Raw genomic sequence first — 13,576 nt, forward strand, 5'->3', positions numbered from 1 at the left:
AGCCTGATATATCGAACGCCGTCTTCTCACGAATAAACCTCTTCTTCGAATGTCTTGCGCGACTTAAGCCATAGAGCCAGTGCAAGGAAAAGCGACACTATGTAAAGGGTCGAAACCAATGGAAATGCAGCTTCCAGACCCAGAAACTGCGTTGCGCCGACACCAGCGGCGATACCCGCGATGGAAGCCACCTGCTGGCAGGTCTGGGCAAGGCCGAGCACGGAGCCTTGTCGGTCGGCTGGCGTCGCCGCCGATATCAGGGCGAGCAATATGGGTGTGGTGCCTCCCAAAAGCGCACCCCAGATCAGGTACATGACGGCAAACAGAACGATCGATGTCGTCAGGCCCGCGAAAGTGGACACCAGGGCACAGCTTGCCGAAATGACGATCATCCAGCCAAGAACCATCGTTCTCGGACCGCCTTTCAAAAGCTGTGCCCAAAGCGGCGCGCCGATCACGAAACCGACGGCGAGCAGCCCATAGCTCAGTCCCGCCATCCAGTGACGGGCGCCGAAGACTTGCGTCATGTACAGGGAGAACGGCACCTGAAGCACCATGCGGCTGGCAAGCAGCAGGCCGATCAGCCAAAGGAGCCCGGTAACCGAGGGATCCTTGGCGGGCACTGATTTCTGGGTTTGCGCCTGGGCGGCAGCGACGGGCGCGGCCCGGCTCGACGGCACGGGAAGCGTTGCCCAGGCGACGAGCGCGCACAGGGCACAGACGGCTCCGGCCGTGAGATTGATGTCCGAGAAGGAGGCGGCGTCAAGAATAAGGCCGCCGAAGAAGGCTCCGCCGAGCGATCCGACATTGGTCGCGACCTGCAGCCAGGCGAACAGCCCTGCCCGGTCACGACCGCCGGTGATCTGCACGCCATAGGCCTGGGCCGGCGCGATATAGCCGGCGAAAGCGCCTTGCAGGAACCGCAGCGCAAGGATCGTCCAGACGTCCTGAGCGAAGGCGACGAACAATTGCGTGACGGCAAGCCCCGCAAGCGCGCGCACCATCATCAGCCGATTTCCGTAACGATCGCCCATACGGCCCCAAAAGGCGCTGGTGAGCGAGATGCCGATCATCGGGCAAACATAGACGCCGATGCTGGCAAGGGAAAAGACGCTCTCCGAGGTGCTGAGCGTCTCGATTTGAATCGGCCAGAAGGGGCCGCTCATCTCCATGGCGCCCATGGAGATGAACTGCAATGCGAAGAGAAGCAGAAAGATCGGTCCGAAACTGCGGATCGCAAGAGCGGCATGCTTCATTTCGCAGCCGCCAGCGGATTGTCGAGTTGATGCTCGACCCGGTAGTCGCGATATCGCTCAAGATGCATCCGCAGGACCGAACGCGTCGGCCAGGGCTTTTCAAGAAAGGCTTGCCGCTCTTCTTTCCAGAATACATCCGACAGCATCCGAGGCCTCAGGACATCGAAAGCCGCCTGCGTTTCCTCGCGCAGGATCTGCCATGGATCGTCAATTGTGCAATGCTCCACAAGGCACAGGGCCATCTCGTGAAGATGGCAGACGAAGCAGGCATCGATCACGAAGGAGCGCACGAGGCTGATGTCATCGTTGAACGTCGTCGGCAGGATGCCCTTGCGGCTGAAAGGTGCCAGCCGATAGCCACGCTCCTCGAAAAGTGGCGCGAAGCTGCGCCCGTCCCCGAAGTCGCGAATGAGCAGCTTCCGAGGATTGCCTGACCTGTCAAAAAGTATGGTGCTGTTTTGCTGGTGCGCCTCGAAAGCAATGCCGTAAAGGAGATACATGGCAAGTGTCGGCCGGATGACCGTGCGGGCATAGGCACGGAAGAAGGCGGACGCCCTCTCCTTCTCCACCCCCGAATTCCGGGCGATCAATTCGCAGACGAGCGGCCGCTGAACCACTGGACTTTCAGCGAGAAGAGCGGCCACTGTCACAGGGGTGAGGCCATCTTGACGGGCGAGCGCATTCACCTCGCGATAGACAACCGACAGGAAACGGCCCGGATGCTCGTCGCCGGTCTCCGGATCGTGCAGAATCGCGCCAAGCTCCTCCGTAAAAATCTCAAGAGAAGCCTTGAGCAGATCCTCACTCGCGAGAATATCGCTTATCAGGGTGCTGAGGCGCGGCCCCATATGGATCGACTTCGCCTGCAGGGTTCTCTGCTCGCTGGTCATCCAGATGGCGACCGGCAGCTTGATGAAGGGCTGCGGTTCCGGAGTATCCGGCAGCATCGTCCGGAAGGACATGGCGGGAATCGTGACGATATCTGGGCCGTCCACATCGAGAATGCCCGAGGCGATCTGTGACGCAAACTCGCGGCGAACGAAGTTTTCGAGATGCCACTCGTGGATCGGCAAGGGAAGCCAGTCGCCCACTGTCCTTCCCCGGTCGATAAGACGATCACTCCACCGTTCCCACAAATCCGAAAACGCGCTGGCAAACCACTCGGAATAGTCGGTGACATGCGGCATCGCCTCGACATAGGCCCAATCCTTGCGCAAGGCGGCGATCCGAAGCGGGACGCGGGCGCCGAATTCCGGCGAGAGAGCGCTGATTTCTTCCGCCGACAGTCCGGGCTTGGCCTTCCAGGTGGGATAGAAAGGGTGGCCCTCCAATGAACCCCATTGATCGAGCGCCATCGCCGCCAAATGCGTCGGCAGGCTTTTTTCGAGATGATCGATGAAGCCGGTTGCGCCGGTGGCCGCTATCGCATAGCGAAGCTCGACGCTCCATTCCTCGCGATAGCCGCGCGCCAGCACGTCATTTTTCATGCTGTCTTCCACATCCCGCAGAAGAACCTCGAAGCCGTCAGGCGCGGATGCGACATTGAGGGCCGGCGCGATCTCCTTGAGAAGAGACGCTGGATCATCCAGCCTTCGACGAACGCCGCCTTCCTCGATCACCTCTATGACGCCGCGATTGAGCAAGGTGTCGGCTGGCGCCTGCCTGAGGCTGGTAAAATGCAGGACCCGGCGCGTCGCCCAAAGCGGCAACCATGCCTGATCGCCGCTTTCAGCCCATAGCAGGGCCTTGGCGTCGAGCAGTTTTTCGGCAAAGGCGCAGCGAACCAGACGACGGATCGCATTCTGCGCGGCGGCCTCCCGAAGCCGCCGATCGGCGGACGTATCCTGGTCTCTTTCAAAAACGATATCGGTCATCAAGCAACCCCCGGCCAGTTGGTGGGAATATGGGCATGCGAGGGTTGAGGCAATGCGCCATGATAGTCCCGCGCCCAGGAATAGGTTTTCGCAATCGCCGGGATCGGCACGTGCAGGCGCGAGGCCACCTCGACGAGAAGGGCGAGCCCGAAGGCGATGTCTTCGTGAAAGGCCCTGCTATCGCGGTCGATCAGGTAACCGGCACCGTGAGGATTGGGCACAAGCGGCGCCTGGATTCCGGCATAAGCACGGTTGGTGCGCAGCAGGGAATACATGCTGCGATCATCCTCGATCTGATCACCGTAGGCCTCGATGAGCTCCTGGCGCAGCGGCTTGACCGAGCTCAGGTCGATGTCGAAACGCTCTCGCGCCGCGTTGCAGATCGCCTGATTTTCGGCGTCACAGGCTTCCAGCAACTCTGCTCCTTCGCGCGGGCAATCGCTCCACCAGTATAAAGGCGTCTCGAACGGTTTGTCGTGCCATGGGGCTTCGGGACCGAGGAGCCCGTAAAGGACGGCGGGATGCATCAGAGCGTTGCCCGGCGTCAGGGTGATTTCGAGATAGTTGTCGAGCATGGTAACCGGCGCTTCGAAAAGCTGTCCAAGCATGTGTTGCAGTCGGCTACGGTCGGCCGCGCTTTCGCGCGCATGCAGGGCGGCGAAAAGCTCGGCCTTTGCGCCGCCCATGCGAACCTGCTTGCCGGCAATCAGCTCGAATGCGGTATGGGGCACGTCTTTCATGCCCCAAATCACCACATTGTCCTGACCGGCAAACGCCTGTGCGGCCAGCCAGTCAAACCCGCAAAAACCGGGAATGGCGCCGACATAGACCGGCTTGTTGCGCGGCAGGTGCGGAGCGATCTTCGCCAGAAGATCGGGACGGACATGGGCCGGCTGCGTGATCACCACGATATCCGTGTCTTCGAGCGCTTGCCCGGGATCGATGCCGACATAATCGGGCCGCCCGGAAAGTACCTGACCCTCCGGAGCAAGCGCCTGCCATATGTCGTTTCCAGCAGCCCACTGCTCGGCCACCGAAGCGGAGCTGGTCAGCACGGATACCACCGTCTCCGGTCGTTGTTTGAAGAGGACGGCGTTCAGATGGCCGGTACGACCTGCCCCGCAGATTGTTACTTTCATGCTGCCCGCGCCCTGTTTGCCAACCAGCCGTCGAGTTGGTCAGCGATCGAAGGATCGAGAAGGCCACGCTTTTCCATCCACTCGTCGTCAAAAAAGGAGCTAAGATATTTCTCGCCTCCGTCGGCGACGGTCGTTACCACGTTGCCGCTCAGTTTGCCGGCCACGATGAATTCCAGCGCCTTGTAGATGGCGCCGCCGGTCGAGCCGCCGACCAGAAGCCCCTTGCGCCGGGCAATATAGCGGGCCGTCTCGAAGGCCTGGATGTCAGTGACCTGAACGCCTTCGTCGATGCAGGAATAATCGAGCACCCTGCCGACCTCGTCGCCGGCGGGTGTCCCCGTGCCGGACTGGTAATAGGGGTAGCCCGGCTTCCCGAAGACGATCGATCCGGCGGGCTCGACGGCAATGGTCTTGATGCGGGCATCATGCTTCTTGAGGCCTTGGGAAATACCAGTCATCGAGCCGCCGGTGCCCACGCAACCGACGAATGCGTCGATGCCTTCAGGCAGCTGGGTCAGAAGCTCCTCGACGAAACCGGCATAGCCTTCGGGATTTGCCGGATTGTCGGACTGGTTCATGAACAGTGCGTCCGGAAGCTGGGCGCCGAGTTGCGAGGCGAGACGCTGGCGTTCGACCACGGCAACCTCATCCTCGCGGTAGGTGCCTTCGACATAGCGGATCTCCGCCCCTAGCGCCCGCATCGTGCGGATCTTGTCGGGAGCGGCGTGATGGTCGACCACGGCGATGAAACGCATGTCAAATTCAAGGGCGGCGAGCGCAAGGCCGATGCCGGTATTGCCGGAGGAGGATTCGACGATGGTACCGCCCGGCTTCAAGCGACCATCATTCAGCGCGGCAACCACCATGCTACGCGCCATGCGGTCCTTCATCGATCCGCCCGGATTGTTCTTCTCGATCTTGAGGATCAGGGTCGCGTTCCGACCGGGCAGCGCTATCGACATCAACGGCGTCTGGCCGATAAGCTGGGTTATCGTCGTATAAGTCATAGGTACATCTCCAAATCGTCGAGGGTGAGAAAGGGCGTGCCGTCTGCATCGTGATGCACGCGCAAGCGCTTGGGCATTGGATGGCGATGGAATTCGTTTTCGAGCAGATCCATCTGGTATCCGGCCGTATTGGCATAGACCAGAAGATCGCCAGCGCGAGGCACCGCTGGGAAATCCAGCCAGCGGTTGGTGAGCACGTCCTCGTCGAGGCAGCTATGGCCTGCGAGATAGGCCTTGATCGGCTTATCGGCAGGCGTGTAAGCAGCAACGGGAACGATGATCGGATCGATCAGGAACTCCGATGCGAACCAGGTCTCGCAGGCACTGAAGCTGCTGCCTTCCACGAAGATCACCGCCGTATCCGGCCCCAGCGCCTTTACGCGGCTAATCCTGAAGACGGAGACGGCCGCTTGGTCGGCCAAGGCGCGGCCGGGCTCCAAGGCCAGCGTAAGGTTCTCCTCCCTGAAATAGTCGGCAATGCTTCGGCCGTCGTCGAGTTCCGCAGCAAGCAGGCAGCCCAGCCAATCGGCGGCGGAAATCTCTCCGCCATAGGGATAGAAGGAAGACGGCAGTTTCCTGTTGCGATAGTCCGCGGCGCTCTGACGCTCGATGTGAGCTTGGTAAGCACTTGCGTCGACATAGCGTATCGGCATTCCGCCGCCGATATCGATCATTCTGGGAGCGAGGCCGATCGCCCGCGCCTCGCTGATCAACCGGGAGGCTTCGCGGATTGCGACTGCCCGCGTTTCCCAGCGATAGCCCGAGAGATGGAAATGCAGACCGTCGAAGCGAAGCCGACTATCGGCAACAATGACTGACAGGCAAAGCCGCACATCATCCGCGTCCATGCCGAAACGACTGCCAACCTGGCTGCCCGGCCGCAGGCGCAGCAGCACCGGCTGCGATTCTCCATCCTCCGGCAGACGGGCAGACAGATCGTCCAGCTCTTCCGGCGAATCGATAGAGATCAGGGCCTTGCAGGCAATGAGCGCATCGTGAAATGCTCCTGTTTTCGCTGGGCCGGTTGCGACAATCCGCTCTCCGGTGGCACCGAGCGCCAGCGCGTCTTGCAATTCGTAGAGGCTGGAGACGTCGACGCCGATACCGGCATCAAGCGCGGCATGCATCAAACCCGGCGACTTGTTGACCTTCGCTCCATAGTAGAGCGCGTGATTTATACCGTTTTGCGCGAGCAGGCCTGCCAGTGCATCTACATTTTCGCCCAATGCCTCGGGGCTTACCAGATGAAATGGCGAGCCATGTTTCTCCGCCCATTCGATCAGCAGCGTACCATTGCAGCTAATGAGGTCGGCTGTTCGGGGCCTCAGAATGGGAGAGAGACCGGCATCGGATCCTTGCCTATACAGCGTCATAGCGAGGCCCCCGCGCCAGCGGTCGCAAATGAGGCGTGCGCTCCCGGCCAATCCGAACGCAGGCGCTCAAGCGGTACCATGCACGGCGGCAGAGGCATATCGACGATATGGCGCGTCGTTTTCAACGGGAATTTGCCGCCGCTTCGGGCCATGGCGAAAATCTTTTCGGGCGTGATGGTTTCGCCGCTACGCCAGCCTTCCACCCGGACGAGATCGTAGCTCAGCATAAAGACAGGGACAGCAGTCAGCTGCAGCCGTCGTGCAACGCACAGGCGATGGTGGCCGTCCATGACGAGAAGCTCGTCCTTCTCCATCATGATCGGCACCGTCCAGTAGCCGGCCTGGAGGATCTGAGCCTCAAGAATTTCGACACGATCTGGATCGACCTCCTCGGTCGGGATCAACTGATCGGGGCATAAGAAATGGTATTTCATCGATCCGCCTTCTTGGTCCGTGGCTGTTGGCGAAGGCGATAAAGATGAGAGATTTTGTCGAGTTTAAGGCAGCGAGTATTTTAATTTTAGGCCACTATAAATTGTAGTAAAGCGGTAAAATCTTCGAACTACGCCAGGCGTAAGCGTTGCAAAACACGATCAAGACACGCGATGATAGTAATCTGATTTCTCCGTCAGCCTCGCCCATTGTAATATGCAGCCCATGCTTCAGACGCGGCGTGGCTTTTTACCTGACGACTATCGACGACGACATAAATATGATGGCTTTCATCATATTTATTGGCGAGTAATTTAGATAATTACTATCATGCATTGTGCAAACATCACTTTGGCACATTGCGATGCCGTCGGGAGGGGGCATCCACTCCATCAGTTCTGCGTGGAAACCAACACCCAACTGCAGAACAATCCCGCACCATTAAGTGCCCAGTGGTAGGCACGTCCGCCGAAGTTCAAAAAAGGGGCTCCTCAAGGAGTAAATCGGCTACCGTTACACTCGAGGCACGATCTAAGCGCTTCACGTCAGGGAATGTTGTTGAATATATCAAACAGCGCCTCGGGCGCATCCAACATGGGGTCGTGGCCACTCTTATCCAAGACGACCGTGCGCCAGCTTGCATCCTTCTGGCAACGGTCAAGTGCGGCATCGAATATGGGCTGTGGGAAGAGCGGGGTCCGCACATAGATCTTGGTCGGCACGCGATCACGCGCGCCCGTCAAGCTAAGCCTTTCGAGAGACACGCCAAGCGGTTGCGGAGTGATCTTGGAATCGAGCCATGCAGCATTTTTGGGATCCTGTATGCGAAGGCCCACTGCCGTTGGGCCGGGCCGCGCGAATTCACCTTTCTCCTGCGCCGCCAAGAATGCCGCCTTTTGCTGCTCGTTCAGGAAGTCAAAACCGCACTGGCCATCGTCGGGCAGGAAAGCATCCAGGTACACGATCCCGGCGACTTTTCCTTCCAACCTCTCAATGGCTCCGCTTACTACCCAGCCCGCGTAAGAATGCCCGACGAGGACCGCGTTTTCGAGGTCCTCCCACCGAAATACGTTAATCACATCGTCTACGTGCGTCGAAAGCGTGATCGATCCGCTTAGCAGGTGGGAGCGTTCTCCAAGGCCCGTCAACGTCGGAGCGAACACACGATGACCGGCGGCGATCAATAGATCAGAGAGGTGACGCCATACCCAGCCGCCATGACCGGCGCCAGCGACAAGAACAAACGGCCTAGGCGATTTTTGCTTCATAAAGTGTCTCGGTGACAAGGATTGGGAGGGTTTCAACTGGGTATTGGCCCGGCCGAGGTTACTGCGGGAAAGCCGCAGGCACGCCCTCCGGCAACGGAAGTTCGAAGGTGTTTACCGTCATCGCGACAAGCGTGTAATAGCCAATAAGCCCGATGAGATCGACAAGGCCGTCGCCGCCGATAGCCGCCAGTGCGGATTCGTAGGTCCCCTGCGATAGGCGTCGGGTAGTGCAGATTTCTACTGTCACGGCGTAGGCCGAACGGCCGGCGGCATCCTTTATGTCCGGCATGGCACCCAGTCGGATCGCTTCTATGACGTCAGCTTCAACACCTGCCTTAAGGGCGTCCTCTCTATGGGCATGCCAGGGCAGTTCCGAATTCCAAATCCGCGCAAGCGTCAACACGGCGATTTCCGCAAGGCGCGGCTGTAAAGAACAACCATATCGGCAATATTGGCCCAGAGCCTGTGCCGTTTCGGCCAATTGGGGGCGATGCAGCCATAGCGCAAGCGGCCCCCTGACGCGACCGCGCGGACCGCCGGCAATCGTGGAGTACACCCTTTGTTGTTCGGGGCTAAGATCATCCATATCCGGGTAGGCCAGCCGCATTTTATCTCCTCCACCTCCATCCAATTTCCACGCGGCGCGTCGAGGAACTATCAATTTCTCCCCGAGATCCTTGCATCATCCAACACCGTTCCAAAGCGCAGCCGAAAGCCGGCTGCGTGCAGGTCAATCCAGGCACAGAAACCGCACGAGACAAGCGCCCATTTCCGCGGAGGGTGCCCTTGTCTAATTGCTGCTTCAATTGACATTCGAGGCTCTTTTGCCCAATTAAAGATTGGCCATCATAGCCGCAAACACCGCCGGTGCGACATATTGGGCACGGTCGTCGAGAGGGCAATGGAAGAACGATAGGGAAGCTTTTTATCGAGTGTCTAGAACCCTCTTAGGTAACTGCTAGCACTACCGAGGATCTGGTTTTTTAAGCAAGTATGGAGCCGGCGAACCGTGCGGACGCGACGGCTGATGGCCGCATTGAAGTGGCAGGGGGCTTATTCAATGAGAGACTTGCTGCTTCTTGCCCGAAACGCCGTGAGGGGATTGAAAGAGAGCCACCCGAAACCCAGGATAGCAAAGGCGGGACTGACACTGACACTCCGGATTCTTTGGGAGGATTCGGTCGTATATCTCACGCTCCAATCTCCACAGTTCGACGATTGCCGGTTTGAATTGACTTTGAATGAAAAGAGATGACATTCGTTTCACAATTAAGGAAACCTGGAGCAATGGCAGCGGCCGGTCGACGCGCCATTATCGAGGAAAGCCAGGGCGTTTCGAACTTATATGCCAATATCCCTTCCTCCACTCAATCCGCTTCGGGCCTTTGAAGTCGCCGCGCGCCTTAACAGCTTCACACTGGCGGCAGACGAATTGAACGTATCCCAGGTGGCCGTGAGCCGTCAGGTGAAAGCGCTCGAGAACTACCTCGGCGTTGTTCTTGTCAATCGCCTGCACAGGGGCATTGAACTTACGCGCGAGGGGAAAGACCTTTATCGGGATATTACTGGTGCGTTTCATCAGCTCGGCGAGGCCGCGAAGCGGGTCTCACGGCGTGGACGTCGAGATATTCTCGCAATTCAGGCTTATACAACTTTCGCGCAACGCTGGCTGATCCCGCGCCTGGTTCATTTTCATACCGCCAATCCTCGCATCGAAGTGAGGCTGTCGTCGTCCGCCGTTGCGGCAAACTTCGAGACGCAAAACCTGGATGCGGCAATCCGTTCCGGTGATGGAAACTGGCCCGGCCTTCATGCCGAGAAGCTCGTAGAAGTAGACCTTGTGCCCGTATGTTCTCCAGCGCTTCTCGAAGAATTTCCTTTGAAGGTTGCAAACGATCTATCCAAGGTCCGTCTGCTTCACTCCATGGCCCGGCCAAATGACTGGGCTACGTGGCTTGAAAAAGCAGGTGCGAAGGTGGATGCCAGCCAAGGTGTCCGCTTCGAAAACTCGGCGCTCGCCTATGAAGCGGCATCGGCTGAAGTTGGCGTGGCGATAGCGGTACGGGTTTTCGTGGAACGCAATCTTCGATCCGGTGTCCTTGTCGCTCCCTTTGCCCAAACGTGCCACACAGGCGATGCGTATTATTTGACATGGCCCCGCAATACCCGCCCATCCCAGCCCTTGATGAAGTTTCTGAGCTGGGTCCGTGAGCAAATGGATAAAGACGCCACGTCGCAGGCCACATTGACGGCTGGCGATTGAAGAGCAGGAGCCAACTCAAGCGCCCCAGCTCTTACAGGGCAGTGAATGGCTCTGTCTTGACGATCATGCCTTCAGTACTACCCAAGCACGACGAGAGCGTCACCAACTCGCACGCCCTGTCCTTCAGGAAGTACGAACACCGGGTTGATCTCAGCTTCCATCAGGCGGCCATCGAGCGCCTGCGCCATGTCGGCAAAGGAAAGGACCGTCTCGATCAGACCCTCCACATCGGCGATCGGTCTGCCGCGGAAACCCTTCAGCAGCGGCGCACATTTGAGCTCGTCGATCATCGAAACGGCCTGGGATCGGTCGATGGGAAGCAATCGAAGCGAGACGTCCTGGTAGAGTTCGGTGGTGACCCCTCCTGCACCCAGCAAGATATAAGGTCCAAGTTGCGGGTCGCGGTTGAACCCAAGGATGAGTTCGACACCGCCCTTGACGAGTTCCTGAACAAGGAAGCCGTCAATGCGGGCATCCACCCTTGAGCGCACCTTCGCAAGCATCTCGATACAGACGCAAACGACCCGTTCGGGAGGGACATCGATTTCGACACCTCCAACTTCGGATTTGTGCAGAATCTCGTCCGACAGAATCTTGATCACGACAGGGCCGGCAAAGCTTGCCGCTGCGTCTCCTGCTTCTTGCGGGGTTCCGGCGACAACTTCACGCGTGACCGGTAGGCCGAAGCGTGCATAGAGCGACTTGGCGACGGCTTCGTTCAGCGCGCCCGCAGCGAAATCGGAGCAATCGACATTCGGTATCGGCCTTGTGTTTGGCGGCGATGCCGTTCCCGATCTATACAGAGCGGCGAGTGCCGAGGCACAACTTTCAGGAGCCGCGAAGGCCGGCACTCCGTTGCTGTTCAGATGTCTGACGATACCCGGCGCTTCCGGGCTGACGTAGGCGATAAGAGGTTTGTCGGTGATGGCCATCGAATCCAGCAAAGGGCGCGACACGACCTCGGGCTGGCCGATCGAGGAAGAGCCGACTACGACCGCAATCGCGTCGTAACTCGGGCTATCTGCGAGTATCTTTAGGATTGAACGAAACAAATCTGGGCGAAGGCCGGCAAGAGTAACGTCGATCGGATTTCGGTCCAGAACCGCTTCGCGCAGATCAAGCCCCAGAAGTCTCGAGGCAGTTTCGGGATCGGGGGACGGCATCTCAAGGCCATTGAAGCCAATATTGTCCGCAACGATCGTTGCTGCACCACCGGTCGAGGTAACAATTGCAATGCGTTTTCCACGAATGCGCCGGCCCGACGCCAGGATTGCTGGAATATCCAGAAGATCTGCGAATGTTTGCGCGCGAATGATGCCAAGCTGTTTGAAGAGAGCGTCGTAAACCTCATCGGCACCGGCGAGCGCACCCGTATGCGAGACAGCGGAGCTAGCGCCGGTTTCCGACCTTCCGACCTTGTAAGCGACAATGCTTTTTCCCGCGTTGAGGACGCGCTGCGCCGCCGCCTTGAACTTCGCCGCGTTTCGGATCGTTTCGAGATAGAGTGCCACCACCGTGGTCGCCGGATCGTCGACAAGGCAGTCGAGGAAATCGGACACTTCCAGATCACATTCGTTGCCAGTCGCAATCAACTTGGAAAAGCCAATTCCGCGCCCCACGGCGCGTGAGAGCAGCGATCCCATGATGCCACCGCTTTGCGATAGCAGCGCGATCGAACCGGTGGGAAATTCCTCCAATTCCATAGCGCCGGTTGCGGTAAGCATGATCTTGTCGGTAAGGTTGGCAAGGCCGATTGTATTCGGTCCGAGAATGCGCATTGCCCCGGCAGCCTCCATCAATGCAGCCTGCCTGATGCGCCCTTCTTCACCGCTTTCGCCGAAACCGGACGCCAGCACGACGGCTGCTTTCGTGCCGGCCTGCGCCAGTTGCCGGACCGACTCGATAACGCGATCCGCGCCGACGAGCACCAGGCCGAGTTCCGGCGAGGTCGGCAAATCCCGCGGATCGGCATATGCTTTGAGGCCAGCGATCTCCTGATATCTCGGATTGATGGGATAGATTGTTCCGCCGTATCCATGCCTCTGAAGATAGGCGATAGGCCTTCCCGTAAGTTTGGACGGATCATTGGATGCACCGACAACGGCAACGCTGGCAGGTCGGAGAATGATATCGACTAGGTTCATATTCCACCTATCACTTTGCTGCCTTGCTGAGGAAATCCTCGACGGACGAACGATGCTCGGCCGTCGTGTAGCAGATGGCTTGTGCTTCACGACCGAGGGCGAAGATTTGCTCGTCGGTGCTCTCGAACGTCTTGTCGAGAATGGCCTTTGTGAGTGCTATAGCTGCCGGCGACCCTACACATAGTTCCTCGGCCCATGCCTGCGCATCTTCAAGCAGCATGGAAGAGGAGGTAACGCGGTCGACCATGCCGATGCCGAACGCTTCTTCCGCCTCCAGGATACAGCCCGTCAAAATCAGTTCCTTGGCCTTTGCAAGCCCGACGCGTCGGGGCAGGAAATACATCCCGCCACCGTCCGACACCAATCCCCGCTTGATGAAACTCATCGAGAGCTTTGCGTTTTCCGAAGCGATGATGAAATCACATGCGAGCGCCATGTCGAGGCCCAGACCGAAGGCGGCTCCATTGACGGCGGCGATGACTGGCTTTGCAACCCCGTGAATGGCAGCAATGCCCTTGTGAGTGGACTGCTGCCGCCTCCAGCCGTTGAAAGCAACCTCGCCGGCAGGTGCTTCAAGCCGTGCCCGCATGCCGCCAATATCCCCGCCCGAGCAAAAGCCCTTGCCGGCGCCGGTCAGAATGATGCCGCGAACTGCCTTGTCTGCTCCCGCTGTGTCGAAGGCGGCAATCAGTTCCGCCCGCATCTGGTCATTGATCGCGTTGCGCATGTCGGGCCGGTTAAGCGTAATCGTCGCAATGCCGTTTTTCTCGGTTACAAGAACAAATTCGGCGGAGTGGTTTGCAATAGTCATTGGTCTACA

At 58.8% G+C, this 13,576-nt stretch carries 11 protein-coding genes; 1 reads left to right on the plus strand and 10 read right to left on the minus strand.

What is annotated here, in order from left to right:
- Positions 1 to 26 precede the first annotated feature (26 nt).
- The 8 genes from AB6803_RS16895 to AB6803_RS16930 all read right to left on the minus strand — a co-directional run bounded on the left by AB6803_RS16895 (position 27) and on the right by AB6803_RS16930 (position 8,956).
- Positions 27 to 1,256, minus strand: a complete 1,230-nt coding sequence (locus AB6803_RS16895) for an MFS transporter (protein ID WP_371109972.1) — start codon at positions 1,254 to 1,256, stop codon at positions 27 to 29.
- Positions 1,253 to 3,130 (minus strand): IucA/IucC family siderophore biosynthesis protein, encoded by a 1,878-nt coding sequence (locus AB6803_RS16900; protein ID WP_371109973.1) that lies wholly within the window; start codon positions 3,128 to 3,130, stop codon positions 1,253 to 1,255. Before AB6803_RS16900 ends, AB6803_RS16895 begins: the two co-directional genes overlap by 4 nt.
- On the minus strand, positions 3,130 to 4,269 hold the full coding sequence (locus AB6803_RS16905) for an NAD/NADP octopine/nopaline dehydrogenase family protein (RefSeq protein ID WP_371109974.1): 1,140 nt from the start codon (positions 4,267 to 4,269) through the stop codon (positions 3,130 to 3,132). Before AB6803_RS16905 ends, AB6803_RS16900 begins: the two co-directional genes overlap by 1 nt.
- Complete coding sequence (locus AB6803_RS16910) at positions 4,266 to 5,276, minus strand: PLP-dependent cysteine synthase family protein (RefSeq protein WP_371109975.1); 1,011 nt, start codon at positions 5,274 to 5,276, stop codon at positions 4,266 to 4,268. The genes AB6803_RS16905 and AB6803_RS16910 overlap by 4 nt, the downstream gene beginning before the upstream one ends.
- The gene (locus AB6803_RS16915) at positions 5,273 to 6,649 is read right to left on the minus strand and encodes a Y4yA family PLP-dependent enzyme (protein WP_371109976.1); all 1,377 of its coding nucleotides are present in this window, start codon (positions 6,647 to 6,649) and stop codon (positions 5,273 to 5,275) included. The genes AB6803_RS16910 and AB6803_RS16915 overlap by 4 nt, the downstream gene beginning before the upstream one ends.
- Positions 6,646 to 7,083 carry a hypothetical protein gene (locus AB6803_RS16920; protein ID WP_371109977.1) on the minus strand — a complete coding sequence of 146 codons (438 nt, stop codon included), beginning with the start codon at positions 7,081 to 7,083 and terminating at the stop codon, positions 6,646 to 6,648. Before AB6803_RS16920 ends, AB6803_RS16915 begins: the two co-directional genes overlap by 4 nt.
- Before the next feature lie 543 nt (positions 7,084 to 7,626).
- The gene (locus AB6803_RS16925; protein WP_371109978.1) at positions 7,627 to 8,349 is read right to left on the minus strand and encodes an alpha/beta fold hydrolase; all 723 of its coding nucleotides are present in this window, start codon (positions 8,347 to 8,349) and stop codon (positions 7,627 to 7,629) included.
- A gap of 58 nt (positions 8,350 to 8,407) precedes the next feature.
- Complete coding sequence (locus AB6803_RS16930) at positions 8,408 to 8,956, minus strand: carboxymuconolactone decarboxylase family protein (protein ID WP_371109979.1); 549 nt, start codon at positions 8,954 to 8,956, stop codon at positions 8,408 to 8,410.
- Between the two features lie 738 nt (positions 8,957 to 9,694).
- Between AB6803_RS16930 and gcvA the strand changes: the two genes are divergently transcribed.
- A complete protein-coding gene (gene gcvA / locus AB6803_RS16935; protein WP_371109980.1) occupies positions 9,695 to 10,612 on the plus strand; it encodes a transcriptional regulator GcvA in 918 nt (305 codons plus the stop codon).
- Between the two features lie 77 nt (positions 10,613 to 10,689).
- On the opposite strand, the gene AB6803_RS16940 is transcribed toward gcvA, so the two are convergent.
- On the minus strand, positions 10,690 to 12,756 hold the full coding sequence (locus tag AB6803_RS16940) for an acetate--CoA ligase family protein (protein WP_371109981.1): 2,067 nt from the start codon (positions 12,754 to 12,756) through the stop codon (positions 10,690 to 10,692).
- Positions 12,757 to 12,766: 10 nt separating this feature from the next.
- Positions 12,767 to 13,567, minus strand: a complete 801-nt coding sequence (locus AB6803_RS16945; RefSeq protein ID WP_371109982.1) for an enoyl-CoA hydratase/isomerase family protein — start codon at positions 13,565 to 13,567, stop codon at positions 12,767 to 12,769.
- Positions 13,568 to 13,576 lie beyond the last annotated feature (9 nt).

Origin of the sequence: Rhizobium sp. RCC_161_2, from assembly GCF_041355235.1 — a bacterium.
Lineage (GTDB): Bacteria > Pseudomonadota > Alphaproteobacteria > Rhizobiales > Rhizobiaceae > Rhizobium.

Excerpts from the sequence above, each read along its gene's own strand:
- AB6803_RS16895 (WP_371109972.1), bottom strand. The coding sequence starts at position 1,256 with ATGAAGCATGCCGCTCTTGCGATCCGCAGTTTCGGACCGATCTTTCTG.
- AB6803_RS16900 (WP_371109973.1), bottom strand. The coding sequence starts at position 3,130 with ATGACCGATATCGTTTTTGAAAGAGACCAGGATACGTCCGCCGATCGG.
- AB6803_RS16905 (WP_371109974.1), bottom strand. The coding sequence starts at position 4,269 with ATGAAAGTAACAATCTGCGGGGCAGGTCGTACCGGCCATCTGAACGCC.
- AB6803_RS16910 (WP_371109975.1), bottom strand. The coding sequence starts at position 5,276 with ATGACTTATACGACGATAACCCAGCTTATCGGCCAGACGCCGTTGATG.
- AB6803_RS16915 (WP_371109976.1), bottom strand. The coding sequence starts at position 6,649 with ATGACGCTGTATAGGCAAGGATCCGATGCCGGTCTCTCTCCCATTCTG.
- AB6803_RS16920 (WP_371109977.1), bottom strand. The coding sequence starts at position 7,083 with ATGAAATACCATTTCTTATGCCCCGATCAGTTGATCCCGACCGAGGAG.
- AB6803_RS16925 (WP_371109978.1), bottom strand. The coding sequence starts at position 8,349 with ATGAAGCAAAAATCGCCTAGGCCGTTTGTTCTTGTCGCTGGCGCCGGT.
- AB6803_RS16930 (WP_371109979.1), bottom strand. The coding sequence starts at position 8,956 with ATGCGGCTGGCCTACCCGGATATGGATGATCTTAGCCCCGAACAACAA.
- gcvA (WP_371109980.1), top strand. The coding sequence starts at position 9,695 with ATGCCAATATCCCTTCCTCCACTCAATCCGCTTCGGGCCTTTGAAGTC.
- AB6803_RS16940 (WP_371109981.1), bottom strand. The coding sequence starts at position 12,756 with ATGAACCTAGTCGATATCATTCTCCGACCTGCCAGCGTTGCCGTTGTC.
- AB6803_RS16945 (WP_371109982.1), bottom strand. The coding sequence starts at position 13,567 with ATGACTATTGCAAACCACTCCGCCGAATTTGTTCTTGTAACCGAGAAA.